The sequence below is a fragment of the Streptomyces sp. SS8 genome (assembly GCF_054072955.1).
Genome location: NZ_JBSVCZ010000012.1, coordinates 158,853 through 185,731 on the forward strand (window position 1 = coordinate 158,853; position 26,879 = coordinate 185,731).

Annotated in this window: 24 protein-coding genes; 15 read left to right on the forward strand and 9 right to left on the reverse strand. The window is 74.4% G+C overall.

Features of this window, described 5'->3' with window-relative positions; translation table 11 throughout:
* The first annotated feature begins 30 nt into the window (after positions 1-30).
* The 3 genes from pflB to ACW69E_RS14340 all read left to right on the forward strand — a co-directional run bounded on the left by pflB (position 31) and on the right by ACW69E_RS14340 (position 4,422).
* Positions 31-2,319, forward strand: a complete 2,289-nt coding sequence (gene pflB, locus ACW69E_RS14330; protein WP_457498606.1) for a formate C-acetyltransferase — start codon at positions 31-33, stop codon at positions 2,317-2,319.
* Entirely contained in the window at positions 2,319-3,128 is an 810-nt protein-coding gene (gene pflA / locus ACW69E_RS14335) for a pyruvate formate-lyase-activating protein (RefSeq protein WP_457498607.1), read from the forward strand. Before pflB ends, pflA begins: the two co-directional genes overlap by 1 nt.
* Positions 3,129-3,279: 151 nt before the next feature.
* Positions 3,280-4,422 (forward strand): YihY/virulence factor BrkB family protein, encoded by a 1,143-nt coding sequence (locus tag ACW69E_RS14340; RefSeq protein WP_457498608.1) that lies wholly within the window; start codon positions 3,280-3,282, stop codon positions 4,420-4,422.
* 84 nt (positions 4,423-4,506) lie between these two features.
* Here ACW69E_RS14340 and ACW69E_RS14345 read toward each other — a convergent pair whose 3' ends face one another.
* Positions 4,507-4,956 (reverse strand): SPW repeat protein, encoded by a 450-nt coding sequence (locus ACW69E_RS14345; RefSeq protein ID WP_457498609.1) that lies wholly within the window; start codon positions 4,954-4,956, stop codon positions 4,507-4,509.
* A 412-nt stretch (positions 4,957-5,368) separates the two neighbouring features.
* Here ACW69E_RS14345 and rsgA point away from each other — a divergent pair, with 412 nt between their 5' ends.
* The 4 genes from rsgA to ACW69E_RS14365 all read left to right on the forward strand — a co-directional run bounded on the left by rsgA (position 5,369) and on the right by ACW69E_RS14365 (position 9,271).
* Positions 5,369-6,475 carry a ribosome small subunit-dependent GTPase A gene (gene rsgA / locus ACW69E_RS14350; RefSeq protein WP_457498610.1) on the forward strand — a complete coding sequence of 369 codons (1,107 nt, stop codon included), beginning with the start codon at positions 5,369-5,371 and terminating at the stop codon, positions 6,473-6,475.
* 132 nt (positions 6,476-6,607) lie between these two features.
* The gene (locus ACW69E_RS14355) at positions 6,608-7,126 is read left to right on the forward strand and encodes a hypothetical protein (RefSeq protein ID WP_457498633.1); all 519 of its coding nucleotides are present in this window, start codon (positions 6,608-6,610) and stop codon (positions 7,124-7,126) included.
* A gap of 139 nt (positions 7,127-7,265) precedes the next feature.
* On the forward strand, positions 7,266-8,792 hold the full coding sequence (locus ACW69E_RS14360) for an AlkA N-terminal domain-containing protein (protein WP_457498634.1): 1,527 nt from the start codon (positions 7,266-7,268) through the stop codon (positions 8,790-8,792).
* Entirely contained in the window at positions 8,789-9,271 is a 483-nt protein-coding gene (locus ACW69E_RS14365; protein WP_457498611.1) for a methylated-DNA--[protein]-cysteine S-methyltransferase, read from the forward strand. The genes ACW69E_RS14360 and ACW69E_RS14365 overlap by 4 nt, the downstream gene beginning before the upstream one ends.
* A gap of 121 nt (positions 9,272-9,392) precedes the next feature.
* Here the strand turns inward: ACW69E_RS14365 and ACW69E_RS14370 are convergent, their stop codons facing one another.
* From ACW69E_RS14370 to ACW69E_RS14390, 5 genes are all read right to left on the reverse strand, one after another.
* Complete coding sequence (locus ACW69E_RS14370) at positions 9,393-10,424, reverse strand: DUF2637 domain-containing protein (RefSeq protein ID WP_457498612.1); 1,032 nt, start codon at positions 10,422-10,424, stop codon at positions 9,393-9,395.
* 301 nt (positions 10,425-10,725) lie between these two features.
* Positions 10,726-11,580: a (2Fe-2S)-binding protein gene (locus ACW69E_RS14375; RefSeq protein WP_457498613.1), complete on the reverse strand. Its 855-nt coding sequence runs from the start codon at positions 11,578-11,580 to the stop codon at positions 10,726-10,728.
* 102 nt (positions 11,581-11,682) lie between these two features.
* Positions 11,683-12,549 carry a hypothetical protein gene (locus tag ACW69E_RS14380; RefSeq protein WP_457498614.1) on the reverse strand — a complete coding sequence of 289 codons (867 nt, stop codon included), beginning with the start codon at positions 12,547-12,549 and terminating at the stop codon, positions 11,683-11,685.
* 168 nt (positions 12,550-12,717) lie between these two features.
* Complete coding sequence (locus tag ACW69E_RS14385; protein ID WP_457498615.1) at positions 12,718-12,915, reverse strand: DUF3099 domain-containing protein; 198 nt, start codon at positions 12,913-12,915, stop codon at positions 12,718-12,720.
* A gap of 55 nt (positions 12,916-12,970) precedes the next feature.
* Positions 12,971-14,719 (reverse strand): PucR family transcriptional regulator, encoded by a 1,749-nt coding sequence (locus ACW69E_RS14390; protein ID WP_457498616.1) that lies wholly within the window; start codon positions 14,717-14,719, stop codon positions 12,971-12,973.
* A gap of 499 nt (positions 14,720-15,218) precedes the next feature.
* Here ACW69E_RS14390 and ACW69E_RS14395 point away from each other — a divergent pair, with 499 nt between their 5' ends.
* Positions 15,219-16,619: an NCS2 family permease gene (locus tag ACW69E_RS14395; protein WP_457498617.1), complete on the forward strand. Its 1,401-nt coding sequence runs from the start codon at positions 15,219-15,221 to the stop codon at positions 16,617-16,619.
* Positions 16,620-16,687: 68 nt separating this feature from the next.
* On the opposite strand, the gene ACW69E_RS14400 is transcribed toward ACW69E_RS14395, so the two are convergent.
* The 3 genes from ACW69E_RS14400 to aceB all read right to left on the reverse strand — a co-directional run bounded on the left by ACW69E_RS14400 (position 16,688) and on the right by aceB (position 19,860).
* Positions 16,688-17,158 carry a nuclear transport factor 2 family protein gene (locus ACW69E_RS14400; protein WP_457498618.1) on the reverse strand — a complete coding sequence of 157 codons (471 nt, stop codon included), beginning with the start codon at positions 17,156-17,158 and terminating at the stop codon, positions 16,688-16,690.
* Positions 17,159-17,228: 70 nt separating this feature from the next.
* Positions 17,229-17,990, reverse strand: coding sequence for a hypothetical protein (locus tag ACW69E_RS14405; protein ID WP_457498619.1), 762 nt, complete (start codon positions 17,988-17,990; stop codon positions 17,229-17,231).
* 232 nt (positions 17,991-18,222) lie between these two features.
* On the reverse strand, positions 18,223-19,860 hold the full coding sequence (gene aceB, locus ACW69E_RS14410; RefSeq protein ID WP_457498620.1) for a malate synthase A: 1,638 nt from the start codon (positions 19,858-19,860) through the stop codon (positions 18,223-18,225).
* A gap of 384 nt (positions 19,861-20,244) precedes the next feature.
* Between aceB and ACW69E_RS14415 the strand changes: the two genes are divergently transcribed.
* From ACW69E_RS14415 to ACW69E_RS14445, 7 genes are all read left to right on the forward strand, one after another.
* Positions 20,245-20,559 (forward strand): DUF5955 family protein, encoded by a 315-nt coding sequence (locus ACW69E_RS14415; RefSeq protein ID WP_457498621.1) that lies wholly within the window; start codon positions 20,245-20,247, stop codon positions 20,557-20,559.
* 200 nt (positions 20,560-20,759) lie between these two features.
* A complete protein-coding gene (locus tag ACW69E_RS14420) occupies positions 20,760-21,962 on the forward strand; it encodes a cytochrome P450 family protein (RefSeq protein WP_457498622.1) in 1,203 nt (400 codons plus the stop codon).
* A gap of 239 nt (positions 21,963-22,201) precedes the next feature.
* Positions 22,202-23,200 (forward strand): sugar ABC transporter substrate-binding protein, encoded by a 999-nt coding sequence (locus tag ACW69E_RS14425; RefSeq protein WP_457498635.1) that lies wholly within the window; start codon positions 22,202-22,204, stop codon positions 23,198-23,200.
* On the forward strand, positions 23,197-24,237 hold the full coding sequence (locus ACW69E_RS14430) for an ABC transporter permease (RefSeq protein ID WP_457498623.1): 1,041 nt from the start codon (positions 23,197-23,199) through the stop codon (positions 24,235-24,237). Before ACW69E_RS14425 ends, ACW69E_RS14430 begins: the two co-directional genes overlap by 4 nt.
* Entirely contained in the window at positions 24,204-25,070 is an 867-nt protein-coding gene (locus tag ACW69E_RS14435) for an ATP-binding cassette domain-containing protein (protein WP_457498624.1), read from the forward strand. Before ACW69E_RS14430 ends, ACW69E_RS14435 begins: the two co-directional genes overlap by 34 nt.
* A gap of 16 nt (positions 25,071-25,086) precedes the next feature.
* Positions 25,087-26,292 (forward strand): ROK family glucokinase, encoded by a 1,206-nt coding sequence (locus tag ACW69E_RS14440; RefSeq protein ID WP_457498625.1) that lies wholly within the window; start codon positions 25,087-25,089, stop codon positions 26,290-26,292.
* Positions 26,289-26,846 (forward strand): hypothetical protein, encoded by a 558-nt coding sequence (locus ACW69E_RS14445; RefSeq protein WP_457498626.1) that lies wholly within the window; start codon positions 26,289-26,291, stop codon positions 26,844-26,846. The genes ACW69E_RS14440 and ACW69E_RS14445 overlap by 4 nt, the downstream gene beginning before the upstream one ends.
* Positions 26,847-26,879: the final 33 nt, after the last annotated feature.

The following is a 26,879-nucleotide window of genomic DNA, read 5'->3' on the forward strand; positions in this document are numbered from 1 at the left end:
AGCACGGCAGAACCCCAAGGGAGACCAGCCATGACCACCATCCCGCAGCCGCAGACCCCCCACTCGCCGGACCGCGCCGGAGCCGGCACCGGCCCCGGCGCCTGGCAGGGCTTCAAGGGCGGCCTGTGGCGGGACGCGATCGACGTCCGCGACTTCGTCCAGCACAACTACACCCCCTACGAGGGCGACGGCTCCTTCCTCGCCGGCCCCACCCACCGCACCACCGCCGTGTGGAACAAGCTGCTGGCGATGTTCCCCGCCGAGCGCGAGCGCGGCGTGTACGACGTGGACACCGCCACCCCCTCCACCATCACCGCCTTCGGCCCCGGCCACATCGACGCCGACCTGGACCTGATCGTCGGCCTGCAGACCGACGCCCCCCTCAAGCGGGCGATCATGCCCATCGGCGGCTGGCGGATGGTCGAGGCGGCCCTGAAGGCCTACGGCCACGAGCCCGACCCCGAGGTGAAGAAGATCTTCACCGCCTACCGCAAGACCCACAACGACGGCGTCTTCGACGCCTACACCCCCGAGATCCGCGCCTGCCGCTCGGCCGGCATCATCACCGGCCTGCCCGACGCCTACGGCCGCGGCCGCATCATCGGCGACTACCGCCGCGTCGCCCTGTACGGCGTGGACCGGCTGATCGCCGACAAGCAGGCCGACCGGGCGCTGCTGGACAGCCGGTGGCCCACCGAGGACGTCATCCGCGACCGCGAGGAGAACGCCGAGCAGATCCGGGCGCTGCGCGAGCTGAAGGAGATGGCCGCCTCCTACGGCCACGACGTCTCCCGCCCGGCCGCCACCGGGCGCGAGGCCGTCCAGTGGCTGTACTTCGCCTACCTGGCGGCCGTGAAGGAGCAGAACGGCGCGGCCATGTCCATCGGCCGCATCGACGCCTTCCTCGACGTCTACCTCCAGCGCGACATCGAGCGAGGGCTGCTGACCGAGAGCGCCGCCCAGGAGCTGATCGACGACTTCGTGATCAAGCTCCGCATCGTCCGCTTCCTGCGCACCCCCGAGTACAACGAGCTCTACTCCGGCGACCCCACCTGGGTGACCTGGTCGCTGGCCGGGATCGGCGAGGACGGCCGCCCGCTGGTCACCCGCACCGCCTTCCGCGCCCTGCAGACCCTGTACAACCTCGGCCCCGCGCCGGAGCCCAACCTGACGGTCTTCTGGTCGCGGGCGCTGCCCGAGGGCTTCAAGGAGTTCGCGGCGAGGACGGCGGTGGACACCAGCGCCCTGCAGTTCGAGTCCGACGAGCTGATGCGCCCCAAGTACGGCGACGACACCGCCATCGCCTGCTGCGTCTCCGCGATGGCCATGGGCAAGCAGATGCAGTTCTTCGGGGCGCGCGTCAACGTCGCCAAGGCCCTGCTCTACGCCATCAACGGCGGCCGCGACGAGATCACCGGCGAGCAGGTGGTGCGCGGGTTCCGCCCGGTCGAGGGCGAGTACCTGGACTACGCCACCGTCGCCGAGCGCTACGACGCGATGCTGGAGTGGCTGGCCAGGACCTACGTCCACGCCCTGAACGTCATCCACTACATGCACGACAGGTACGCCTACGAGCGGCTGGAGATGGCCCTGCACGACCGCGAGGTGCTGCGGACCATGGCCTGCGGCATCGCCGGGCTGTCGGTCGCCGCCGACTCGCTCTCGGCGATCAAGTACGCACGGGTGAGGGTGGTCCGCGACGCCACCGGGCTGGCCGTCGACTACGAGGTCGAGGGCGACTACCCGGCGTACGGCAACAACGACGACCGGGCCGACGAGATCGCCCGCGGGCTGGTGCACGGCTTCATGGAGAAGGTGCGCCGCCACCCCACCTACCGGGGCGCCGTCCACACCCAGTCGGTGCTCACCATCACCTCCAACGTCGTCTACGGCAAGAAGACCGGCAACACTCCCGACGGCCGCCGCGCCGGCACCCCCTTCGCCCCCGGGGCCAACCCGATGAACGGCCGCGACCGCCACGGCTACATCGCCTCGGCCCTGTCGGTGGCCAAGCTGGACTACGACGACGCCGAGGACGGCATCTCGCTGACCAACACCATCACCCCCGACGCCCTGGGCCGCACCCCGGCCGAGCGCGCCGGGAACCTCGCCGGGGTACTGGACGGCTACACCGCCGCCGGGGGCTTCCACATGAACGTCAACGTCCTGGACCACCGGACACTGGTGGACGCCATGGAGCACCCGGAGAAGTACCCGCAGCTCACCATCCGCGTCAGCGGCTACGCGGTGAACTTCGTCAAGCTCACCCGTGAGCAGCAGCTCGACGTCATCGCCCGCACCTTCCACGGAGCGCTGTGATGGAACGCCTGATACACCGGGCGACCGCGCCGGCGGGGGCCGCCACCCCCGCCGGGGCGGTCACCCGCCGCCCGGTCACCGGATCGGTGCACTCCTGGGACCTGTCCACCGGTGTGGACGGCCCCGGCACCCGCTTCACCGCCTTCCTCGCCGGCTGCCCGCTGGCCTGCCTGTACTGCCACAACCCCGACACCTGGCGGCTGCGCGACGGCCGCCGCACCACCGCCGACGAGCTCGTCGCCGAGGCTGCGAAGTACACCGCCTTCATCCGGGCCGCGGGCGGCGGCGCCACCCTCAGTGGCGGCGAGCCGCTGCTCCAGCCGGTCTTCACCGGAGAACTGCTGCACCGCCTCAAGCACGAGCTGGGCCTGCACACCGCCCTGGACACCTCCGGCTTCCTCGGCGCCCGAGCCTCCGACGCCCTGCTGGCCGACACCGATCTGGTGCTGCTGGACATCAAGTCCTGGGAGCCGGGGCTGTACCGGAAGGTCACCGGGGGCCGCGGTGAGATCGCCCCCACGGTGGCCTTCGCCCGCCGTCTGGCACTGCTGGGCAACGAGGTGTGGGTGCGGTTCGTGCTGGTCCCCGGCCTGACCGACGGGCCCGACAACATCGAGGGCGTCGCGGCCTTCGCGGCCTCCCTGGGCAACGTCTCCCGCGTCGACGTGCTGCCCTTCCACAAGCTGGGCGCCGCCAAGTGGGAGGCCGTCGGGAGGACCTTCCCCCTGGCCGGCACCCCCGTGCCCACCCCGGAGCAGGTGGCCGCCGCCCGGGAGATCTTCGCCGGGCACGGCCTGTACGCGGTGTGAGCCCGGCGCGGGCACATACCAGTGTCGGCCCGCCCGTACCGGCCCGCGCGTCCGCACCGGTTTCCGCACCGCTGTGCGAACCGCGCCGCCCGCGGGGAAACCGGCAGGCCACGGTGTGAGCCGCGATCGCCGGGCCGGATACGTTATGGGCGTGCACCCGGCCCCCTCACCCCCGAAGCGCTCCTCGAACCCGCTGCGCAGGGCGCGCGCCCTGTACCGCAACGTCCCCAAGCGGAAGCTGGCCTGGCTGCTGCTGAAGGACACCGTCAACTCCGCGATGGAGTACCGGATCCTGGGGCTGGCCGCCGAGGCGGCCTTCTTCACCCTGCTGTCGCTGCCGCCGCTGCTGCTGGGCCTGATCGGGCTGCTCGGCTACCTCGACTCCTGGATCGGCACCGACACCATCGACAGCGTCCGCGCCAACATCCTGGACGCCTCCGCCGCCGTCCTGTCCGACCGTGGCGTCAGCCAGATCGCCGAACCGCTGATCGACGACGTGATCGAGGGCGGGCGGCCCGACGTGATCTCCTTCGGCTTCGCGCTGGCACTGTGGTCCGGCTCGCGCACGATGAACGTCTTCATAGACACCATCACCGTCATGTACGGCCTCGACGGCCACCGCGGCATCGTCGCCACCCGGCTGCTGGCCTTCGGGCTGTACCTGGTCGCGCTGCCGCTGGGAGCGGTCGCCCTGCCGCTGCTGATCGTCGGGCCGGACGCGGTGGTCGGCTGGGTGCCGCAGGTGGAGCCGCTGGTCGAGGCCTTCTACTGGCCCGTGGTGGTGGTCGTCTCCATCGCCTTCCTCACCACGCTGTACCACGTCTCGGTGCCGGTGCGCTCCCCCTGGGTGGAGGACGTCCCCGGGGCGCTGGTCGCCCTGCTGATGTGGATCGCCGGCAGCTTCCTGCTGCGCCTGTACCTCACGCGCACGGTGGACGGGCCGTCGTTGTACGGCTCGCTGGCCGCGCCCGTGGCCGTACTGCTGTGGATCGGCGTCTCGGCCTTCGCGGTCCTGGTGGGCGCGGCCGTCAACGCCGCCATCGACCATGTGTGGCCCTCGGTCACCACCGCCGCCGCCCGCCGCGCCAGCGAGCGGGCCCGCGAGCAGGCCGCCGCCGAGGTCGTCGCCGCCGCGGCGGCGCGGCGCGCGATGCGGGGGGCCGAGGGCGGCGGGGACGAGGGGGAGGCCGGAGAGGCGCCCGAGCCGCCCGCGGAGTTCCCCGAGCGCTGGACGAAGTTCCTGCCGCCGTCCGACATACGCTCCCGGCTGCGCTCCCGCCGCCGAGACCACTGACGGCCGGCGGCCGGCCGCCGACGGCGGGCCGGGGAGGCCGCAAAGGCTCCCGGCCCGCCGTGTGCCGGTGGTCGCCGGGTCGGGTCACCCCCTCTTGTGCGCGCGGCTGCTCTTGCCGCCCCTCCGTCCGAGGGCCAGCAGTGCCAGCCCGAGGAGGAAGACGATTCCTCCGGTGATCACATTGGTGAGGATCGTCCTGGCGGTGTCCACGTTGCCGGCCACCAGCCAGGGGGAGATCACCGTCCAGGCGCCGATCGCGCACACGGCCATGCTCAGGCCGTAGGCACGCTCGAACGCCACCGCGAGCGCCAGCCCGATCACCGCGAGGGCGATGCCGGTGACGAAGTTGTTGACGGTCAGCGAGTTGAACTGGCTGAACCCCACGATCCATGGAGACGCCAGCAGGAAGACGCCGCCCAGCACGGTCAGCGCCTCCATACCCTGGGCCGTCGGCGACGCCGAGGCCTCCGCGTAGCGCGCACGCATCCCGATCAGATCAGGGTGTTCCTCGATGCGTGACGTGGGTGTGGCCATCTGAGCCACCTCCTATGAGACTTTCACCCTTATGCTCTAATTTTCCACCAAACGGAAGGTTCTGTCTTCCTGGGGAGCACCTCTGCCCGCGTGATCCGTGAGGTTCCCCCGGACGGGTGAAGGTGAGCGGGAAAACCAGTGGCACGCGGGCCGTCCGCCGCCCTAGGGTCGGCGACGCGAGGGTCCGGGAGGCCCTTGGAGGGGCCTGGTCGACCTCGATCGACATGGCCCGGGGAAGCCGTCGACGATCCGGGAACGGGAGGTGGGCCCCATGGCTGCCGACACCGCCGCCGCGGGCGCGACCCGCGGCAACGAGTCCGTCCGTTCCACCTCCGCGGCCTCCGGCTGACCACGTCCGGCCCGTCCTCCGGGCCGCCACCCTGGGGCCGCCCATCCCGGAAGGGCATCCGCGTTGAGTCCTCTCGACGTACCCGCACACCCCGAACACTCCGCACACCCGCTCGCCGCCTACGGCTGGGACGAGCACACCGCCGAGGTCTTCGCCCCGTACGGCGGCCGGGGCCTCACCCCCGCCCGCGTGGTCCGCGTGGACCGCGGGCGGTGCGACGCGATCACCGCCGACGGCCCCGTACGGGCCGACACCGCGCCCGTCACCTCCCCCGACCCGATGCTCACCGTCTGCACGGGCGACTGGGCCGCCCTCGAACCCGGCGGGCACCGGGCGCCGTGGACGGCCCGGGCCCTGCTGCCCCGCCGTACCGCCTTCGTGCGCTCCACCTCCTCCAAGCGATCCCAGGGGCAGGTGCTGGCCGCCAACGTCGACCACGCGGTCGTCGCCGTCTCACTGGCCGTCCCGCTCGACCCGGGCAGGCTGGAGCGCTTCCTGGCCCTGGCCTGGGAGAGCGGGGCCCGGCCGCTGGTGGCCCTCACCAAGGCCGACCTGGCCCCGGACGCCGCCCATGCCGCCGCCGACGCCGAGGCCGCGGCGCCCGGTGTGACGGTCCTGACCGTCAGCGCCGCCACCGGCCGGGGCCTGGACGTGCTCGCCGCCGCGCTCGCCGGCGGCACCGCCGTGGTGCTCGGGCAGTCCGGCGCGGGCAAGTCCACCCTGGTCAACGCGCTGGTCGGGCAGGAGGTGCTGGAAGTGCGCGAGACCCGCGCGAGCGACGGCAAGGGCCGGCACACCACGACCACCCGCGAACTGTTCGCACTGCCCGGCGGCGGGGTCGTCATCGACACCCCGGGGCTGCGCGGCGTCGGGTTGTGGGACGCCGAGGAGGGCGTCGGCCGGGCCTTCGCGGACATCGCGGAACTGGCACGCGCCTGCCGCTTCCACGACTGCGCGCACACCACCGAGCCGGGCTGCGCCGTCCTGGCCGCCGTCGAAGACGGCACCCTGCCGCCGCGCCGGCTGGACAGCCACCGCAAGCTGCTGCGCGAGAACCAGTACCTCGCGGCCCGCACCGACGCCCGGCTGCGGGCGGAACTGCGGCGCGACTGGAAGCGGAAGCAGGCGCTGGGCCGCCACATGGCGGAGCGCAAACGCGGCCCGCGCTGACCCGCACGAGGTGGGCACGGCGGGCACGGGGCGGCGGAAGCCGGTTGCTAACGTCGCCCCGTGCCCGACCGCAGCGACGCCCCCGCCCAGCCCTTCGGCCCCCGGCAGTTCCAGTTCGTCCTGCTGCGCCGGATGGCCGACTTCCAGCCGGACCTGGTGCTCGACGCACTGCGCGCACTGGACGCCGACCGGGCCGAGATGCGCGAGGCCAACCGCCGATGGCAGGCCGCCGTCCGCTCGCCGCGCTCCCGGGGCGCGGCGGCCCGGTACCGCTCGGTGCTCGGCGAACCGGAGACGGACGAGCCGCGCCGGGTGGGCGACCTGGACTGCCGGGCGCTGCGCTGGCCGCTGCCGCTGTGGCCGGACCTGCGTCTGGAGGTGCTGGCCGCGCCGGGCGGCGCGGTGTGGAACGAGTGGCTGGTGCGCGCCCCGGGAGCCCCCGGCCCGGAACCGCGCACGGTGGAGGACCTGCTGCCGTGGACGTGCACGGTGGACGAGGTCGCCCGCGCCTTCGCGCCCGCCCGGCCGATGGAGGGTTCGGCGCCCACCCGGTGGCGGCTGGCCTTCACCGCCCCGGACCGGGCGGGAAAGCGGCACGAGGTGATCGCGGAGTTCACCTGGGGCCTGCTCCAGCGGCTCCCGGAGCACTGACGGCGCGGGCGGCCGCGTGCCCGGCCGCCGCGCGCACTGAGACGTGAGGCTGCGCCCCGGAAGGTCGGTGGCAGGCTTCACCACCGCGTCCGATTTCCGCCAGTGGCGGGCGGTCGCGCGGCGCACACTGGATCGCGTGATGGACGACGAGGCCAGGTACGAGGCGGTCCGCAGCCGCGACGAGCGGTTCGACGGAGTCTTCTTCACCGGTGTGCTGACCACCGGCATCTACTGCCGCCCCAGCTGCCCGGCGGTCACCCCCAAGCGGGGCAACGTGCGGTTCTTCCCCTCGGCCGCCGCCGCCCAGCGGGCGGGCCTGCGGGCGTGCCGCCGCTGCCGGCCCGACGCCGTGCCGGGGTCGGCCGAGTGGAACACGCGGGCCGACCTCACCGGCCGCGCGATGCGGATGATCGCCGACGGGGTCGTGGACCGCGAGGGCGTCGAGGGGCTCGCCCGGCGGCTGGGTTACAGCGCACGCCAGATACACCGCCGGCTCACCGCCGACCTCGGCGCCGGCCCCGTGGCCCTGGCCCGCGCCCAGCGGACGCACACCGCCAGGGTGCTGCTCCAGACCACAGCGCTGCCGGTCACCGAGATCGCCTTCGCCTCCGGCTTCGCCAGCGTGCGGCAGTTCAACGACACCATCCGCGAGGCCCACGCCTGCACCCCGCGCGAACTGCGCGCCCGCGGCCGCGCCAGGGAGGCGGCCCGGGCCAGGGAGGCGGCCGAGGGCGGGGGAGTGGCGCTGCGGCTGGCCCACCGGGGCCCGTACGCGGCCGCCGAGATCTTCGGCTTCCTCCAGCGGCGGGCCGTCCCCGGCGTCGAGGAGGTCACCGGGGAGGCCGGCGCCCGTACCTACCGGCGCACCCTCGCCCTGCCCCACGGCCACGGCGTCGCCGAGGTCCGCGAGAGGGCGGGCGGGGCGGGCGGCGGTCCGGGGAGCGGCTGGCTGCCGTGCCGGCTGCACCTGACCGACCTGCGGGACCTGACCACCGCCGTGCAGCGGATGCGGCGGCTGTTCGACCTGGACGCCGACCCGTACGCCGTCGCCGACCGGCTGGGACGCGACCCGCTGCTCGGACCCCCGGTCCGCCGGCTGCCGGGGCTGCGCTCGCCGGGTGCGTCCGACCCGCACGAGGCGGCGGTGCGCGCCGTACTCGGCCAGCAGGTCACCGTGGGCGCGGCACGTACGCTGACGGGCGCGCTCGTGGCGGCGTACGGCAAGCCGCTGCCCGCCCCCGACGGCGGCCTCACCCATCTCTTCCCCGACCCCGGAACCCTCGCCGGGGCGCCTCTGGAGGAGTTGCGCATGCCCGGCGCCCGCCGCCGGGCGGTGCGCGCGGTCGCCGCCGCCCTCGCCGACGGCGCCCTCGTCCTCGACCCCGGAGCCGACCGGGACGAGGCCGAGCGGGCCCTGCTGGCCCTGCCCGGCATCGGCCCGTGGACGGCCGGCTACGTCCGGATGCGCGCACTGGGCGACCCCGACGTCTTCCTGACCGGTGACGCGGGGGTGCGGCACGGGCTGGAGCGGATCGGGGCCCGCGCGCCGGACGCCGAACGCTGGCGCCCCTGGCGCTCCTACGCCCTGCACCACCTGTGGAACGCCACCCTCACCCCGCCCCCGGCCGGAACCGGGAACGAGAACGAGACCGCGGAGAAGCGATGACCACCATCTACACCACCTGCCCCAGCCCGCTGGGCGAACTGCTGATCGCCGGCCCCGAGCCCGGCGTGGTGGCCTCGGTCAGCGTGCCCGGCCAGAAGGGCGGCGCCCGGGTGCTGCCCGGCTGGCGGCGCGACGACGCGGCCTTCGCCGGCGTGGTGCGGCAGTTCGACGCCTACTTCGCCGGGGAGCTCGAGGAGTTCGACCTGGACCCGGCCCCCGGGGGATCGGAGTTCCGCCGGCGGGTGTGGGCCGCCCTGGAGCGCATCCCCTACGGAGCCACCGTCACCTACGGCGAACTCGCAGCCATGGCGGGCCTGGAGCCGAACTCGGTGCGGGCCGTGGGGGGAGCGGTGGGCGCCAACCCGCTGATGGTGGTGCGCCCCTGCCACCGCGTCGTCGGCGCGAGCGGATCGCTGACGGGATACGCGGGCGGACTGGAGCGCAAGAAGCTGCTGCTCACCCTCGAAGGGGTGCTGTGAGGGCATGGTGAGGGCGCTGCGAGCCGCCTCGCCGCGCGCCGCCGGGGAGCGCCGGTGAAACGGTACGGCCGCCGCGGCCGGTGGGAACCGGCCGCGGCGGCCGCGGGAGAGAACCGGAAGGTCAGCCGAACTGCTTCTCGATGGCGGCGAGTTTGGCCTCCAGCGAGTCCAGCCGGGGACTGGTCAGGCTCTCCTCGGAGCCGAACGCGTCCGCCGGGCGGGGCGGGTCCACCTTGCGCAGCCCGTCCGCCCCCAGCGCGCCGCCGGCGTCCTCCGAGGCGGCACCCAGTGCGGCGCGCGGCCGCGCGGGCTGCGGGGAGCCCGCGCTGACCTCCAGCTCCACCTGCTGCGCGTCGGCGCCGCGGCCCAGCCGGCTGATCGCCCGCAGCCGGGCCCGCTCCAGCTTCCGCTGCTCGCGCTTGCGGGCGCGCTCCTCCTCCTTGCGGCGGCGGTCCTCGCGGACCTCGTCGACCGCCTCGTCCAGCGTCCGCACGCCCTCCAGCAGCATCAGCGACCAGGCGGCGTAGGTCTCGCGCGGGGCGCGCAGCCAGCGCACCACCCGGATCTGCGGCAGCGGGCGCGGCACCAGGCCCTGCTCGCGCAGGGCCGCGCGCCGGGTCTGCTTGAGCGCCCGGTCGAAGAGGATGGCCGCCGCGATCGACATGCCCGCGAAGAACTGCGGGGCGCCCGCGTGCTCGTCGCCGCGCGGGGCGTGCACCCAGTTGAACCAAGCCGCGGCGCCCGCGAAGAGCCACACCAGCAGCCGCGAGCCGAGGGAGGCGTCACCGTGGCTGGCCTCGCGCACGGCGATGACGGCGGAGAACATCGCCGCGCCGTCCAGGCCGAAGGGGACCAGGAACTCCCAGCCTCCCGACAGGCCCAGGTTCTCCCGGCCGAATCCCACCAGGCCGTGGAAGGAGAGCGCGGCGGCGACGCCCGCGCAGCAGAACAGCAGGACGTAGGAGGCGATGGCGTAGACCGTCTCCTTGCGGCGGCGGCGCTCCTCCATGCGCTCCCAGGAGTCCGCCGCCTGGTCGTCATCGGTCCTGTGGCGTCCGCTTCCGCGGCCCATCAGCACGACCGCGACCAGGGCGCCGACGAGCAGTACGGCACCCGCCAGCACCCAGTTCATCGATATGTCCGTCAGTCTCATCCGGGGGTGTCCCTTGCCTGGCGGCATGCCGTCAAGACGGCCCCGCCGTGCTCGCGTTGGCTTCGTTGACCCGCAGCATCCTGGCGGAAAAAAGATTGTGTGGCAGGGCGTTTGGGCCCAAAGAACCGCCGAGGGTGGCCAGAACGTGCGAACAGGAGTGTAGCGAGCCGGAATCGCTGCCGGTTACCGGCCGGATGCTCGAATCCCGAGGGAAGTTCACCCCGCCCGTCCGCCCCGCCCCGTCCGCCCCCGCTCGGCCGGTCCCGCCCCGGGTGCTCCCCGACGCGGGGCGGACGGTGGATCAGGCGCGCGCGGCGCTCAGCCGCTCCACCCGGTCGGCGTCGCAGGTGCGCGGGCAGGTGACGCAGGTGTCCTGCGGGCGCAGCGTGTAGAACATGCAGCAGCTCGCCCGGTCCCGGGTGGGGTACCTCTCGCCGTCCGGCCCGGACAGCTCCCGGAAGGCGGCGCCCCGGGGGAACGGGGCGACCGAGCCCGGCAGCAGCGACTCCGCCTCGGCCATCGCGCGCCGCTCCTCGCCCAGCAGGTGGCCGATGTACCACAGGCCCTCGGTGATCTCGTCCGTCGCCATGCCCCACAGCGCGCGCGGTCCGCGGCGCATGCGCGGCCCGAACGCCTCCAGGAGGGGGCCGAGGTGCTCGGCCACCGACTCCCGCACGGCCGCCCGCAGCGCCTCCTCGCCGTGGACGACACGGGCGCCGGGCAGGGCGGCGGCCGGATCACCGGGCAGGCAGGAGAACTCCTCGGCACACACCGCCATCCGGCCCGAGGCGCGGTCGTAGGCTACCGAGCCCACCGGGACGCGCGGCACCCGGCGGTGCAGGAACCAGGGGAGCGTCACCAGCAGGCAGACCGACCAGGCGTAACGGTGCAGACCGAAGCCGGCGACCACATCGGGCCGGGCCCGCTCGCCGTAGTCGCGCCGCACCTGCTCGTCGTCCCAGGCCAGGAAGGCGTCCAGAACGGCCCCGCCCTCGGCCAGCTCCGCCGCCCGCACCCAGCCGCCGCCGCGCGGCAGCTCGCCGGCCTCGCGCACCTCGGTGACCCGCAGGCCGGGGAAGACCTCGGCCAGGCGGTCGTAGGCCGCGGCCAGCGGCGACGCGGCGGGTGCCTCGGGGGCGGGGGCGAGAGTGCACATGGCCATGCGGGTACCACCGAATCGACGGCTATAACAGGTAAGGCTTACCTTAGCTCACATGATCGGTGTCGGTGCAAGGCCCGGTCGTACGAGTGGCGCGCGTCACTCGGCGGGATCCCCCGCCGGTGCCGGTGCCGGTGCCGGTGCTGGGGGCCGTTCCCCGTCCTCCCCCTCCTCCGCCAGCCGGCCGGCCAGCCAGCTCGGCACCCCGCCCAGCAGGCGGAACAGCCGCCGCGCCTCGGCCCGGAGCCGCTCCGCCTCCGGCTCCGGCTGGACGTCCGCCAGAGCCACCAGGGCCGGCGCCATGCCCACCAGGTAACCCAGCTCCTCGCGCAGCCGCAGCGACTCGGCGAAGCCGTGCCGCGCCTCGGTGAGCTCACCGCCGCGCAGGGCCAGTCCGGCCAGATGCCGCCAGGTGAAGGAGCACAGGAGCGCGTCCCCCTGTGCGATGGCGGCGGCGTGCGCCCGGCGGTACGCGGCCCGCGCCGCCTGGGGGCTGTCCCCGAAGTGCTCGGTCATCAGGCCGCGCCGGAAGTCCAGCATCGCCCGCCGGGAGGAGTCGGGCGGCAGCAGCGCGGCGGCCCGCCCCAGCGCTGCACGGGCCTCGTCGGCCCGGTCGCGTACGGCCAACACCGTCGCGGCGTAGGCCAGATGGCCGCGCTCGCAGGCGGCCGCGCCGCGTTCCTCGTCGGTCGCCGCCAGGGCCTCGGCCACCCGCAGCGCCTCCTCGGCGCGCTCCCAGCCGTCGGCGGTGAACATGCAGCGCTCCACCAGCAGCCCCGCCCGCCGCAGCGCCGCCCCGGCGTCCTCCCGCGCCACCCCCGGCTCCAGCAGCGCCGCCGCGTCGTCCCAGCAGCCGCGCGACCTCAGCCGCCACACCGCGTGGTCGAGCGGACCGTCCTCCGCCTCCGTACCCGGCCCCGACCCCGCACCCGATCCCGCACCCTCCCGCCGTACCGAACGTGACATGGCGGTCTCCGCCACAGTGCCCTCCCCAACCAAGCGCGCCGTCGAGCCGGATGTGAGCGAATCCCAGCACGAACACCCGGGCCCCGCCAAGGGGTAAGTGTGAACGGTTTCACAATCTTGGTCAGCTCTTGACACACCCCGGACGGCATGCGTTGTCGGCCGCCCGAGTCACTCGTCCCACCAGCGGTCGTCCGGCTCGCGCCGGTTGGCGACGACCGCCGCGACCGGCGGGATGACCATGGCCACCACGCACATCGCGATCGCCAGGGGCACCGACCACAGGCGCACGAAGGCCCACGCGCCGACGAAGAGGGCCAGGCACAGACCCATCAGCGCGAAATAGCGGCGCCGCCTGCGCGTGTACACCCTTCCAGCGTAGGACGGGACGGGTCGGTCCAGACCGGTCCGGTCCGGTGGCAGCTCAGCGCATGCGCAGGGCCAGCAGGAAGTCCACCCGGTCCTCCAGCCGGGACAGGTCGCGGCCGGTGAGCCGCTCGATGCGGCCCACCCGGTAGCGCAGGGTGTTGACGTGCAGATGGAGACGGGCGGCACAGCGCGTCCAGGAGCCCTCGGAGGCCAGGAACGCCTCCAGGGTGGGCACCAGCTCGGCGCGGTGGCGCCGGTCGTACTCGTACAGCGGGTCCAGCAGCCGGGCGGTGAAGGCGCGGCGCACGTCGTCGGGCACGAAGGGCAGCAGCAGGACGTGGGAGGCCAGCTCCTCGTGACCTGCCGCGCAGACCCGCCCCGGCCGGGCGGCGGCCACGCGGCGGGCGTGGCGGGCCTCCTCCAGGGCCCCGCGCAGGCCCTCGGCGGAGTGGACGGCGGCGCTGACGCCCAGGGTCAGCCGCCCGTCCGGTCCGCCGAGGCCGTCCAGGCCGCGCTCCAGCGGGGCCCGCAACGCGTCGAGCAGGGCGGTGGCCGCGAACGCGCCCTCGGGGCCGGCGGACGGCCCTGCCTCCTCGCCGCCGGTCCCCCTATCGCTCTCCTCGCCGCCGGCCGCCTGCCCGGGAGCCGCCGCGAGTGGGACGAGCGCGACGGCCTCCCCGCCGGCCGGCACCACCGCGACCCGGTCCGCCACCTCCCGGCCGCCGGCCGGACCGGCCAGGGCCTCCTCCAGCAGGGCTCCGGCGGCCCGGGTCCGCTCCTCCCCGGACAGGCCGGGGCCGTCCTCCCAGTCCAGCCGGGCGACGACCACCTGCCACAGCGAGGCGGCCCCGGACCCGGGCAGCAGTGCGGACGCCGTCACCCGCAGCCGGGCGGCGACCTCGGCCGACGGAGCGCCGGAACGCAGCAGCTCCAGCACCTCCCCGGCCAGGCGGCGGCCCACCGAGCGTGCGGCGTCCCGCCGTTCGCGCTCGGCCGCGATCAGCCGGGTGACGCCGTGCAGCAGGTCCAGCCGCTCGGCCGGCCACTCGTCCGCGTCGGCCTCCACGGCCAGCAGCCAGCCCGACAGCGCCGACAGCACCGCGTCGCGGGGGTCGGCCCCCTCCGTGCCGACCGGCGGGCCGCCCACCGGGAACAGCGAGTACACCGTCTCGCCGGCCACCGCGCGGTGCGGGCCGGGGCGCCCCGCCCGCAGCGCCGCCAGGTGCTCGCCCGCCAGACGGGTGCGGACGGCGGCCGGCAGCCGGTCCGTACCGGACCCGGCGACCGGGCGGCCGGCGGGGGAGAGCACCCACGCCCGCAGGTCCAGGTCGGAGCCCAGCAGGTCCAGCACCGCGTCCGGGCCGCCGCCCGCCGGGTCCGGGGACATCAGCCGCCGGTGCCGCTCCACCACGGCGGCCAGGTCGCCGGCCCGCTCGCCGGAGACCTGCCGCACCACGTGCTCGGTGACGGTGGCGAAGGCGACCTGCTCGTCCACCGAGAACAGCGGCATCCGGTGCCGTGCGCAGGCCGCGACCAGATCCGCGGGCACCGGGCCCAGCTCCGCCTCGCCCGCCGCCAGCGCGGCCACGCCCGCGGCGGCCAGGATGCGGACGAACGGCTCGGAGTCCTCGGGGCCGCGCCGCCAGGCCAGCCCCGTCAGGACCAGCTCACCGCCCGACAGATAGCGGCTAGGGTCGCGCAGGTCGGTGGTCATCACGCCCCGCACCGGCCGGTCGAGCCCCTCCTCGCCGCTCAGGAGCCGCAGCCCCAGCCAGGGGCTGTCCAGGAGTGCGCGCAACCGCATCGTCGTCGTCCGCCGATCTTTCCGTACCGCTGGTGCCGTACCGCCGGTGCGCGGGGCGCGTGTGCCGCGCCCCGGCTCCCGCGGGCCTTCGTTCGAATCTACAAGACCTGCTCGTGGGCCGTACGGGTGCTTCGCGCCGACGGTGACCGCACCGGCCGGTCGGCGAGCCGGTCCGCCCAGGGCGTGCGGTGTAACACGGGTGTAGCCGCCCGATCCCCGCACGCCCGCCCGGCACCGGACCCCGCCGCGTCCCGGCGGCGGGGAGACCCCGCGACCGACCGAGAAGGACCGACGACATGGACTTCCCGTGCCACGCCGACCGGGAGCCGGCCGACCGGGAGGCGGTACCCGCCGCCGGCTCCGGCCGCCCGGGCGGCCGATGAGCCCGAAGGACCCCGGCGGACCCGAGCGACCCGGGAAGCCCGGACGCGGCGGGGAAGCCGGACGCCCCGGGAGGGCCGGACGCCGCGGGAGGGCCGAGCCTCCCGAGGACCCCCGGGTGGTCGGCCCCCCGCCCTCCGGGGGATCGCGCGTGGACCGCTGGTTCCACATCTCCCGCCGCGGGTCCACGGTCGCGCGCGAGGTGCGCGGCGGCGTCACCACCTTCATGGCGATGGCGTACATCCTGCTGCTCAACCCCGTGCTGCTGTCCGTCCCCGACCGCTACGGGAACCGGCTGGAGACCGCCGAGGTGATCACCGCCACCGCGCTGGCCGCGGCCGTCACCACCATCGCCATGGGCGTGATCGGCCGCGCTCCGCTGGCGCTGGCGGCCGGACTGGGGGTCTCGGGCGTGCTGGCCACCCAGGTCGCCCCCGAGGTGAGCTGGCCGCAGGCGATGGGGATGTGCGTGATCTACGGCTCGGTGATCATCCTGCTGGTGGTCACCGGGATGCGCGAGCGGATCATGAGCGCCATCCCGACGGCGCTCAAACACGCCATCACCATCGGCATCGGTCTGTTCATCGCGATGGTCGGCCTGGTCAACGCGGGCTTCGTCGGCCTGGGCGAACAGGGCTCCCCGGTCACCCTCGGCCAGGGCGGCCGGCTGACCGGCTGGCCGGTGCTGGCCTTCTGCGTCACCCTGCTGCTGATCTTCATGCTGCTGGCCCGAGGGGTGCCGGGTGCCCTCCTGATCGGCATCGCCGCCGGCACCGCCTTCTCGATGGCCGCCACCGCCGCCTTCGGCATCGGCGGCCGGGAGTGGGGCGGCGCCGTGCCCGAACTTCCCGAACGACTGGTCTCCGCCCCCGACTTCGGCCTGCTGGGGAACGTGGAGATCGGCGGTCTGGCGGGACTGGGAGTCACCGGCTTCACCATGATCGTCTTCACTCTGGTGCTGGCCGGCTTCTTCGACGCGATGGCCACCATCATCGCCGTCGGCCACGAGGCGGGCCTGACCGACGAGCGGGAGCGGATGCCGGGGCTGGGCCGGGCGCTGCTGGTGGACGGCGCGGGCGGGGTGGTCGGGGGTGTGGCGAGCGCGTCGGGCCAGACGGTCTTCATCGAGTCGGCCACGGGCGTGGGCGAGGGCGCGCGTACGGGGCTGTCCGCCGTCGTCACCGGGCTGCTGTTCGCGGCGGCGCTGCTGTTCACCCCGCTGGCACTGATCGTGCCGGGCCAGGTGGCCTCCGCCGCGCTGGTCGTCATCGGCGCGATGATGATGCAGAACTCCCGGTACGTGGACTGGACCGACCGCACCACTGCGATCCCCGTCTTCCTCACCGTCGTCCTGATGCCCTTCACCTATTCCATCACCACGGGCATCGGCGCCGGCGTCATCGCCTACACGGTCGTGCGCACGGCGGTGGGGCGCTGGCGCGAACCGGGGTTGCTGATGTGGCTGCTGACGGCGGTGTTCCTCGTCCACTTCGCGGTGGGCGGCACGGGAGGGGCGTAGGGGAGCAGGCCGGTGCCGGGCCGGACGACCGTCCGGCCCGGCACCGGTGGGGTGCCCGTCGGGCCCGGTCAGTCCCGCGGGCCCTCCAACATCTCGGCCCAGCCGCTCTGGACCATCGTCTGGAAGCGCCAGACGCCGCCCCGGCGCACCAGGATGTCGGCGTAGCGCATGCGATGCTCCTCGCCCCCCGCCGTCATCACCGAGTCGGTGAACACCACGACGAGGCAGGAGGAGAGGAAGAACGGGGTGCGCGCCGACTCGAAGCGGACCTCCCCGTCCCCCGCGCCGCCCATCACCGCGTTCATCGTCCCGGTGTAGCGCCGCCGGTCCCACTGGGCCGTCCGGCCGTCGCCGTCGGAGCCGTCGGTCACCAGATTGAGCGGGAAGACGGCCATGTCGGCCATACGCTCGATGTTCTCCGGGGTGGGGCAGGAGGCGAGTTCGTCGTAGGAGGCGAACCACTCCTCCAGGCTCCGCAGGTCCTCCTCGGTCGGGGTGTAGCCGGTCAGGGCCGCGGCGGTCTCGGTGTTCTGGAGCAAGGCTCTCCATTCGTCAATTTTGACTAGCTGTAGGGAGGGTAACGTCCGTCGCCCCGGTAGTCAAACTTGATTAATTTGGCTCCGGCGGAGGCCGGCGCGGGCCGCCGGTGCCCAGCAGAGCGTGCGCCGCCTCGTTGACCGGCTGCGGGGTGCCCGCCAGATCCAGCGTGAAGAGCGGCAGACCGAGAGCGTCCGCGCGGCCGAGCGCCTGACGGGTGTAGCCCGCCAGGGAGAAGCAGACGGCCACCGCCGACTCGTTGAGGCCGTGCAGCCACAGCGTCTCGACGGCGCCTGGCCCGGTCGGTGAGGTGGTGGGATCCACCCTGGCCAGGACCTCGGGCCCGCGCAGATCGACACCCGGGGCCGGATGGACCCCGGCCACGGGGCGCACCCGCTCGAAGCCCAGCCAGTCCAGGAAGAGCGCGGCGGCCGTCACCACGTCCCGGGCGGTGCGGATGGCGACCGGCTGGAACTCGGGCCGCCCGCCGGCCGCCCCCGGAGAAGACGCGCCCGGCGCCTCCCCGCCGCCGGCCACGGCGGAGGGGAGGGGCGCACCGGGGAGCCGGCCGGCGGGCTCGGCCAGGGGAGGCCGCAGCAGCGCGCCGCACGGGCAGCCCAGCTCCGGCCGGGGCCATTCGTCGTACCGCCCGCAGGCGGAGCAGCGCAGCGTCAGCCAGGAGTCGGCCCACGCGCGGTGCCGGACCCGCACGGGAATCCCGCCGCGCAGCAGCGCGGGCGCCACGGGCGCGCCGCAGCGGCACGGATAGGAGGGCACGATGTAGAGGTGCTCACGACGGCACTGGGGGCACCGCACCGGCACGGTCTCTGCCAATCTCGGCTCCAGGCGGACGGTCGGGCCGAAGGGCCGCGGGGACAAGGGGCTCGCCGGCCCATCGTCCCCGACAAAGGCGCCCGCCGGGAACGGGTTCGCACGGTCGCGACGTCCCGCGGCGGAGCGGAGGATCGAATTCCGGTCATATTCCTCCGGCAGTCCGGCAGTCCGGCAGTCCGGCAGTCCGGCAGTCCGGCAGTCCGGCGTGCGGTGCGCCGCCGCCCGCCGCTGCTCAGTCCAGCAGTTCGTACGCCGGCAGGGTCAGAAACTCCGTGAAGTCCCCGTCCAGCGCCACCCGCAGCAGCAGGTCGTGCGCCTGCCGCCACCTGCCCGCCGCGTACGCCTCCTCGTCCAGCCCGGCGCGGATGTCCGCCAGGTCCTCGGCGGCCAGCGAGCGCACCAGTTCGGGGGTGACCTGCTCCCCGGTGTCCAGCACCACGCCGGCGTCGACCCACTGCCAGATCTGGGAGCGCGAGATCTCGGCGGTCGCGGCGTCCTCCATCAGCCCGAAGATCGCCACGGCGCCCTGGCCCCGCAGCCACGCCTCGACGTAGCGGATGCCGACCCGGACGGCGCCCACCAGCCCCTCACGGGTGGGCCGGGCCTCCAGGGAGTCGACGGCCAGCAGGTCGGCCGCGGTGACGCGCACGTCCTCGCGCAGCCGGTCCTTCTGGTGCGGCCGGGAGCCGAGCACCGCGTCGAAGGACGCTCGCGCGACGGGCACCAGATCGGGGTGAGCCACCCAGGATCCGTCGAAGCCGTCCCCCGCCTCGCGGTCCTTGTCGGCCCTCACCCGCTCGAAGGCCCGCTCGTTGGCCCGCGGGTCGCGGCGGTCGGGGATGAAGGCGGACATGCCTCCGATGGCGTGGGCCCCGCGCTTGTGGCAGGTGCGCACCAGCAGCTCGGTGTAGGCGCGCATGAAGGGCGCGGTCATGGTCACCGCGTTGCGGTCGGGCAGCACGAACCGCTCACCGGCGTCCCGGAAGTTCTTCACGATGGAGAACAGGTAGTCCCAGCGGCCCGCGTTGAGGCCGGAGGCGTGGTCGCGCAGTTCGTAGAGGATCTCCTCCATCTCGAACGCGGCGGTGATCGTCTCGATCAGCACGGTGGCGCGGACGGAACCCTGCGGGATGCCGCAGTAGTCCTGGGCGAAGACGAAGACGTCGTTCCACAGCCGCGCCTCCAGGTGCGACTCCAGCTTGGGCAGGTAGAAGTACGGGCCCCGGCCCGTCTCCAGCAGCAGACGGGCGTTGTGGAAGAAGTACAGGCCGAAGTCGGCCAGCGCGCCGGGCACGGCGCGGTCGCCGACCCGCAGATGGCGCTCGTCCAGATGCCAGCCGCGCGGCCGTACCACGACGGTGGCCAGCTCCTCCTCGGGCCGCAGCTCGTAGCGCCTGCCCCCGGGCGCGGTGAAGTCGATGCGGCGGCGGTGGGCGTCCATCAGGTTGATCTGGCCGCCGACCACGTTCTCCCAGGTGGGGGCGGAGGCGTCCTCGAAGTCGGCGAGCCAGACGCGGGCGCCGGAGTTGAGGGCGTTGACGGTCATCCTGCGGTCGACCGGGCCGGTGATCTCCACCCGGCGGTCCCGGAGAGCCTCCGGGGCCGGCGCCACCCGCCAGTCGCCCTCGCGGACGTGGGCGGTGGAGGCAGGGAAGTCCAGGGTGCCGGTACGGGCGATCTCGGCGCGGCGCTCGGCCCGGCGGGCCAGCAGTTCGTCGCGGCGCGGGGTGAAGCGCCGGTGCAGCTCGCCCAGGAAGGCGAGTGCGGCGTCGGTGAGGACCTCCCCGTGGCGCCCTCGGTGCTCCTCCGGCGTCCGGGCGGGACCGGCACCGGTGACGACGGCGGGCGGGGGCGGCGCTGCTGCGGACATGGGCGTGTCACTCCTTCGTCGGGGCGGCGGGCGGGGGCCGCTTCCACCGGCACGTTCCGCCGCCGCGGACCAGTCTCCCCACCGCGGCGGACCGGAGCCGGCCGGGCCCCGCCCCGATGGCCTGAACCACGCCCCGGATCTCGCCCTCCGTGTAGCGCGATGTGCGGAGAGTGGCGTTTACTGTGCGCACCCCTTCTCCGGCCGTACGCCGCCGGGAGGGGCCGGGCCGCGTGCCCTCGGCGGACGCGGAGCGGCGGCGCGACAGCGGGGGAGTGCCGCGCGGGACCCGGAACGGTGGGACGGAGCACGGCGGAGCACGACGGCGGACGAGAACCGACGACGACGGACGACGAGGAACACAGCATCCGTGTGGGGGGAGCTGCGTTGCGGAAAGAAGCGATAGGACGCCGGACGGTCGTCCACGGACAGGACGACCCGCGGGTCGTCGCACTGCGGCGGGCCGTGTCCCGCCTGCACCGGGAACTCGCCGGCTACCGCGCACAACTGGCGGACCGGCAGATAGCGGAGGAGGAACTGGCCGCCGTGGACGCCGCGCTCCGCGCGGGCGCCCCCGAGGTCGCCCGGCTGCGCCAGTCGCTGCTGCTGATCGCGGGGGCGGTCGGTTCGGTGAGCGCGCTGGCCGGGGCGCTGGCGGAGGTGCGCAAGGCCGTCGAGCTGTTCGGTGCGCCGGCGCCCTGACGCAGGCGCCCCCGTGCTCCGGCGGCCGGGCGCGCGGGCCGGCCCTGCGGCCGGGAGGCCCTGTACGGCCCAGTGCGGTCCCGCGCGGTCCGTTTCGGCCCACCTGCGGCCCGCCGGACCACCTGGCCGGATAACGGTGTCGCCGCGGGATCCCCCGCTGGCATCATCGGCGGCGGACGGCCACACAGGGGGAGGCGCGGATGAGCACGGACGAGCGGGCAGCGGTCGATCTGGCTTCCCTGGGCGAGGACTTCGTCCGCGACCCCTATCCCGTCTACGCCGGACTGCGGGCCCGGGGCCCGGTGCACCGGGTGCGGATGCCCGAGGGAGCCGAGGCCTGGCTGGTCGTCGGACACGAGGAGGCACGGGCCGTCCTGGCCGACCCGCGCCTGTCCAAGCACTGGAGCAACGCCTCGCCCGCCCTGCCGGTGGGCCCTCCGGCGGCCGGGGTCAGCATGCTCAGCTCCGACCCGCCGGACCACACCAGGCTGCGCAGGCTGGTCGCCCGCGAGTTCACCGCGCGGCGCACGGCGGCCCTGGAGCCGAGGGTGCGGGAGATCGCCGACGGGCTGCTGGACGCGATGCTGAAGGAGCCGGACCGGCGGGCCGATCTGGTGGACGCCTACGCCTTCCCGCTGCCCATCACGGTCATCTGCGAGCTGCTGGGCGTGCCGTTCCTGGACCGGGACGCCTTCCGGGCCTGGTCTGCCACCGTCGTCGGGGACGCGGGCTTCGATGAGAAGAGGGCCGCGAACGAGGCCGTCACCGAGTACCTCACCGAACTGCTGGAGGAGAAGCGCCGGCAGCCGGGCGAGGACCTGCTGAGCGCCCTGCTGCACACCGCCGACGAGGACGGCGACCGGCTGTCGGCCGAGGAGTTGCTCGGCATGGCCTGGCTGCTGCTCATCGCGGGCCACGAGACCACCGTCAACCTGATCGCGAACGGCACCCTCGCCCTGCTCACCCACCCCGACCAGCTCGCGCTGCTGCGCTCGGACCCCTCCCTGACCGAGGGCGCCGTCGAGGAGATGCTGCGCTACGACGGCCCGGTCGAGACGCCCACCTACCGCTTCACCACCGAGCCCGTCGAGATCGGCGGGACGGTGATCCCCGGCGGCGGGGAGCTGGTGCTGGCGGCCCTGGCCGACGCCAACCGCGACCCGGGACGCTTCGCGGACCCCGGCCGCTTCGACATCCGCCGCGAGTCCCGCGGCCACCTCGCCTTCGGACACGGCATCCACCACTGCCTGGGCGCCCCGCTGGCCCGGCTGGAGGGCCGCGTCGCCGTCCGCGCGCTGCTGGACCGCTGCCCGGACCTGGCCCTCGACATCCACCCCGCGGCCGTCTCCTGGCGGCAGGGCATGCTCATCCGCGGCCCGCACCGCCTGCCGGTGCGCTTCTGAGGGGGCGCCCCTTCCGGCCCGCCCGGTCTCCCCCGCCCCACCCGTACCGCCCGTCCCCTCCCGCGCCACCCCCGATCCCCGTGCGAGCGGCGGTGACGGATACTTGGTCGGCCGGGGCCGGGCACCGCCCGCGCCCCGGCACGGCACGAAAGCCGGCCACCGGGCCGGCACTCACGCAGCGAGAGGGCGGAAACCGCGTGACCACGGCAGGAGGGGTACGCAGGGGCGTACGGACCGGCATACGGGCCGGTATACGGACGAGGGCCACGGCGTCGGCGGCGGTCCTCGCGCTCGCCCTGGCCGGATGCAGCAGCACCGGCGGGAAGCGGGCCGAGGAGGAGCGCGAGCGCGCCGGAGGCCGCGCGGCGGTGGACACCCCGCGCTGGACGTTCGCGATGGTCACCCACTCGGGAGACGGCGACACCTACTGGGACATCGTCCGCAGCGGCGCCGAGCAGGCGGCCGTCAAGGACAACGTGGAGTTCGTCTACTCCCACGACAAGGAGGCCGGCCGCCAGGCCCAGCTCGTCCAGACCGCCATCGACCGGAAGGTGGACGGGCTGATCGTCACCCTCGCCAAGCCCGAGGCCATGGCGGCGGTGGTGCGCAAGGCGGTGAAGGCCGGGATACCGGTGGTCACGATCAACTCCGGCCAGGAGGAGTCCGCCGGCCTCGGCGCCCTCGCCCACATCGGCCAGGACGAGTCCGTCGCCGGCGAGGCGGTCGGCGAGGAGCTGAACGAGCGCGGTCACGGCAAGGCCCTGTGTCTCGTCCACGAGCAGGGCAACGTCGGCCACGAGGAGCGCTGCGACGGAGTGCGCGAGGCCTTCGACGGCGAGGTGGAGAACCTCTACGTGGACGGCACCAACATGCCCTCCGTGGAGTCCTCCGTCGAGGCGGAGCTCCAGTCCGACCGGGACGTGGACACCGTCGTCACCCTCGGCGCCCCCTTCGCCGCCACCGCCGCCAAGGCCGTGAAGCAGGCGGGCAGCGACGCGGAGGTCAACACCTTCGACCTCAACGCCCAGGTCGCCGCCGGACTGCGGGACGGCACGATCGGCTTCGCAGTCGACCAGCAGCCCTACCTCCAGGGCTACGAGGCCGTCGACCTGCTGTGGCTGCACCGCTACAACGGCAACATGCTCGGCGGCGGACGGCCGGTCCTCACCGGCCCGCAGCTGGTGACCGGGGACGACGCCGCCGACCTGGAGAAGTACACCGGGCGGGGCACCCGATGACCGCCACCCCCGCGGCCCTGGCACAGGACGCCGCCGAGCGCGGCCCGGTGGCGCGGCGCCTGTCGGCCCGCCCCGAGCTGGGCGCGGTGGTCGGGGCCGTCGCCGTCCTGGTCTTCTTCGCCCTCGCCGCCGACGGCTTCCTGCGCCCCGCCGGCCTGGGCACCGTCCTGTACGCCGCCTCCACGATCGGCATCATGGCGGTGCCGGTGGCCCTGCTGATGATCGGCGGGGAGTTCGACCTGTCGGCGGGCGTGATGGTGACCAGCTCGGCGCTGGTCTCCTCGATGTTCAGCTACCAGATGACGGCGAACACCTGGGCCGGCGTCGCGGTGTCCCTGCTGGTCACCCTCGCGATCGGCCTCTTCAACGGCTGGACGCTCACCCGCACCCGCCTGCCGAGCTTCATCATCACCCTGGGCACCTTCCTGATGCTCACCGGCCTCAACCTCGGCCTTACCAAGCTGATCGGCGGCACGGTCTCCACCAAGGCGATCGGCGACATGGAGGGCTTCGCCTCCGCCCGCGCGGTCTTCGCCTCCGACATCACCGTCGGCGGCTTCCAGCTGAGGATCACCATCGTGTGGTGGCTCGCGCTGGTCGCCGCGGCCACCTGGATCCTGCTGCGGACCAGGGCGGGCAACTGGATCTTCGCCACCGGCGGCAACGCGGACGCGGCCCGCGCGGTCGGCGTCCCCGTCGACCGCGTCCGGATCGGCCTCTACATGGGAGTGGCCCTGGCCGCCTGGATCTCCGGCCAGCACCTGCTGTTCAGCTACGACGTCGTGCAGTCCGGCGAGGGCGTGGGCAACGAGCTGATCTACATCGCCGCGGCCGTCATCGGCGGCTGCCTGCTCACCGGCGGCTACGGCTCGGCGGCCGGCGCCGCCGTCGGCGCCCTGATCTTCGGCATGACCAGCAAGGGCATCGTCTACGCCCAGTGGGACCCCAACTGGTTCAAGTTCTTCCTCGGGGCGATGCTGCTGCTCGCCACGCTGCTCAACGCATGGATCCGCAAGCGGGCGGAGGCATCCTCGTGAACAGGACACCCACGGCGGCGGCCGGTTCCCCCACGGCACTGGTGGAGCTGGCCGGTGTCGGCAAGCGCTACGGCAACGTGACCGCGCTGGAGGACGTGTCGCTGGCGGTCCGCTCCGGCGAGGTCGTCTGCGTCCTCGGCGACAACGGTGCCGGCAAGTCGACCCTCATCAAGATCATCTCCGGGCTGCACCGGCACGACGACGGCGCCTTCCGCATCGACGGCGAGGAGGTCCGCCTCTCCTCCCCCCGCGAAGCCCTCGACCGCGGCATCGCCACCGTCTACCAGGACCTGGCCGTCGTCCCGCTGATGCCGGTGTGGCGCAACTTCTTCCTCGGCTCCGAGCCCGTCACCGGGCGCGGCCCCCTCCGCCGGCTGGACACCGCCGCCATGCGCCGCACCACCCGCGACGCCCTGCTGCGCATGGGCATCGACCTGCGCGACGTGGACCAGCCCATCGGTACCCTCTCCGGCGGGGAGCGGCAGTCGGTCGCCATCGCCCGCGCCGTCCACTTCGGCGCCCGGGTGATCGTCCTGGACGAGCCGACCGCCGCCCTCGGCGTCAAACAGGCCGGGGTGGTCCTGCGCTACGTCGCCGCCGCCCGCGACCAGGGACTGGGCGTCGTCCTGGTCACCCACAACCCCCACCACGCCCATCTGGTCGGCGACCGGTTCGTCCTGCTCAGGCGCGGCTCCATGGCCGGCAGCCACGCCCGCGAGGAGATCGCTCTGGACGAGCTGACCCGCCAGATGGCGGGCGGCAGCGACCTGGACCGGCTCGGCCACGAACTGGCGCGCACCCGTCCCTCGGAACCAGACCGCAAGGCTCCGTAGGGCACAATCGACGGTGATGAGTACGTACCGTGACCGGGCGCACCGAGGCTCTGTTCGAGCGACTGCCGGAGCGAGCGCCGGAACGAGCGCCGGAACGAGTGCCAGGGCGACCGCCAGAGCGACGGTTTTCAGGGCCGTCGCCATGCGCGAGCGGCGCTCCTACGTCTCCGCGCCGCGCGTGCCCACGGTGGGCATCGACATCGGCGGCACCAAGGTGATGGCGGGCGTCGTCGACGCCGACGGCCGCATTCTGGAGAAGGTCCGGGCCGAGACCCCCGACAAGTCCAAGAGCCCGCAGGCCGTCGAGGACACCATCGCCGAGCTGGTCCTGGACCTCTCCGACCGCCACGACGTGCACGCCGTCGGCATCGGGGCGGCCGGCTGGGTGGACGCCGACCGCTCCCGGGTGCTGTTCGCCCCCCACCTGGCCTGGCGCGACGAGCCGCTGCGCGACGCCCTGACCGCCCGCCTGGCCGTGCCCGTCATGGTCGACAACGACGCCAACACCGCTGCCTGGGGCGAGTGGCGCTTCGGCGCCGGCCGAGGCGAGGACCACCTCGTCATGATCACCCTCGGCACCGGCATCGGCGGCGCCATACTCGAGGACGGCCAGGTCAAGCGGGGCAAGTACGGGGTGGCCGGGGAGTTCGGCCATATGCAGGTCGTGCCCGGCGGCCACCGCTGCCCCTGCGGCAACCGCGGCTGCTGGGAGCAGTACAGCTCCGGCAACGCCCTGGTCCGCGAGGCCCGCGAGCTGGCGGCGGCCGAGTCGCCGGTCGCGTACGGGATCATCGACCGCGTCGGCGGCAACATCCGCGACATCACCGGGCCGCTGATCACCGAGCTGGCCCGCGAGGGCGACGCGATGTGCACCGAGCTCCTCCAGGAGATCGGCGAGTGGCTCGGCGTCGGCATCGCCAACCTGGCCGCCGCGCTGGACCCCTCCTGCTTCGTCGTCGGCGGCGGGGTCAGCGCCGCCGACGAACTGCTGATCGGCCCCGCCCGGGACGCCTTCCGCCGCCACCTCACCGGCCGCGGCTACCGTCCCGAGGCCCGCATCGCGCGCGCCGAGCTCGGCCCGGAGGCCGGCATGGTCGGCGCCGCCGACCTCGCCCGGCTGGTCGCCCGCCGCTTCCGCCGCGCCAACCGCCGCCGGGTGGAGCGGTACGAGCGCGCCGGGGCCGGCCTGCTGCCGTCGCGCGGCTGGGGGGCGGGCCGTTGACCGCCACCGTCTCCCTGCCGCAGCCCGGGACCCCGCCGCACCGGCCCAGGCACCGCTGGCTGGCCGCGGTCATCGTGGTGCTGCTGATCGCCGTCCCCGCCGGGTATCTGGTGCTGTCCGCCTACCAGAGCCGCGACAGCGGCAAGGACAAGCAGCGTGCCGCCGCCGCCACCGGCCTGGTGTGGCAGTGGCCCAGCAAACTGGAGAGCCGCATCTACGAGGTGCCGGTGCCCGGCGGGTCCACCTATGTGGCGCACTACGAGACCAACAGCTGGCAGCGCAGCACCTTCTACGTGCAGTTCCGCACCTCCCGGCGGGGTCTGGAGAGGTTCATCGAGGAGGCCGGCGGGGATCCGGGCGCTCTGCGCGAGGGCGCCCCCGGGGTCACCGCACGGCAGGCCGAGACGGTGGGCTGGGATCTGGACGCCCCGGGCCGCCGCTTTGCGGGCACCAGGATCGAGCGGCCCGGGGAGCGGCCCGATCTGGCGGTCACCGTGGACGTCACCAGCGAGGACCGCCTGCGGGTCTACGCGGTCTCCACGGTCGAGTTCTGAGGGCACCGGCCGGCGGACACCCGGCCGCTTCGG

What these genes read in the sequence shown, in the direction of transcription:
- pflB (WP_457498606.1), top strand. Translation starts at nt 31, where the DNA reads ATGACCACCATCCCGCAGCCGCAGACCCCCCACTCGCCGGACCGCGCC.
- pflA (WP_457498607.1), top strand. Translation starts at nt 2,319, where the DNA reads ATGGAACGCCTGATACACCGGGCGACCGCGCCGGCGGGGGCCGCCACC.
- ACW69E_RS14345 (WP_457498609.1), bottom strand. Translation starts at nt 4,956, where the DNA reads ATGGCCACACCCACGTCACGCATCGAGGAACACCCTGATCTGATCGGG.
- ACW69E_RS14355 (WP_457498633.1), top strand. Translation starts at nt 6,608, where the DNA reads ATGGCCGACTTCCAGCCGGACCTGGTGCTCGACGCACTGCGCGCACTG.
- ACW69E_RS14360 (WP_457498634.1), top strand. Translation starts at nt 7,266, where the DNA reads ATGGACGACGAGGCCAGGTACGAGGCGGTCCGCAGCCGCGACGAGCGG.
- ACW69E_RS14365 (WP_457498611.1), top strand. Translation starts at nt 8,789, where the DNA reads ATGACCACCATCTACACCACCTGCCCCAGCCCGCTGGGCGAACTGCTG.
- ACW69E_RS14370 (WP_457498612.1), bottom strand. Translation starts at nt 10,424, where the DNA reads ATGAGACTGACGGACATATCGATGAACTGGGTGCTGGCGGGTGCCGTA.
- ACW69E_RS14375 (WP_457498613.1), bottom strand. Translation starts at nt 11,580, where the DNA reads ATGTGCACTCTCGCCCCCGCCCCCGAGGCACCCGCCGCGTCGCCGCTG.
- ACW69E_RS14380 (WP_457498614.1), bottom strand. Translation starts at nt 12,549, where the DNA reads ATGTCACGTTCGGTACGGCGGGAGGGTGCGGGATCGGGTGCGGGGTCG.
- ACW69E_RS14390 (WP_457498616.1), bottom strand. Translation starts at nt 14,719, where the DNA reads ATGCGGTTGCGCGCACTCCTGGACAGCCCCTGGCTGGGGCTGCGGCTC.
- aceB (WP_457498620.1), bottom strand. Translation starts at nt 19,860, where the DNA reads ATGTCCGCAGCAGCGCCGCCCCCGCCCGCCGTCGTCACCGGTGCCGGT.
- ACW69E_RS14420 (WP_457498622.1), top strand. Translation starts at nt 20,760, where the DNA reads ATGAGCACGGACGAGCGGGCAGCGGTCGATCTGGCTTCCCTGGGCGAG.
- ACW69E_RS14430 (WP_457498623.1), top strand. Translation starts at nt 23,197, where the DNA reads ATGACCGCCACCCCCGCGGCCCTGGCACAGGACGCCGCCGAGCGCGGC.
- ACW69E_RS14435 (WP_457498624.1), top strand. Translation starts at nt 24,204, where the DNA reads ATGGATCCGCAAGCGGGCGGAGGCATCCTCGTGAACAGGACACCCACG.
- ACW69E_RS14440 (WP_457498625.1), top strand. Translation starts at nt 25,087, where the DNA reads ATGAGTACGTACCGTGACCGGGCGCACCGAGGCTCTGTTCGAGCGACT.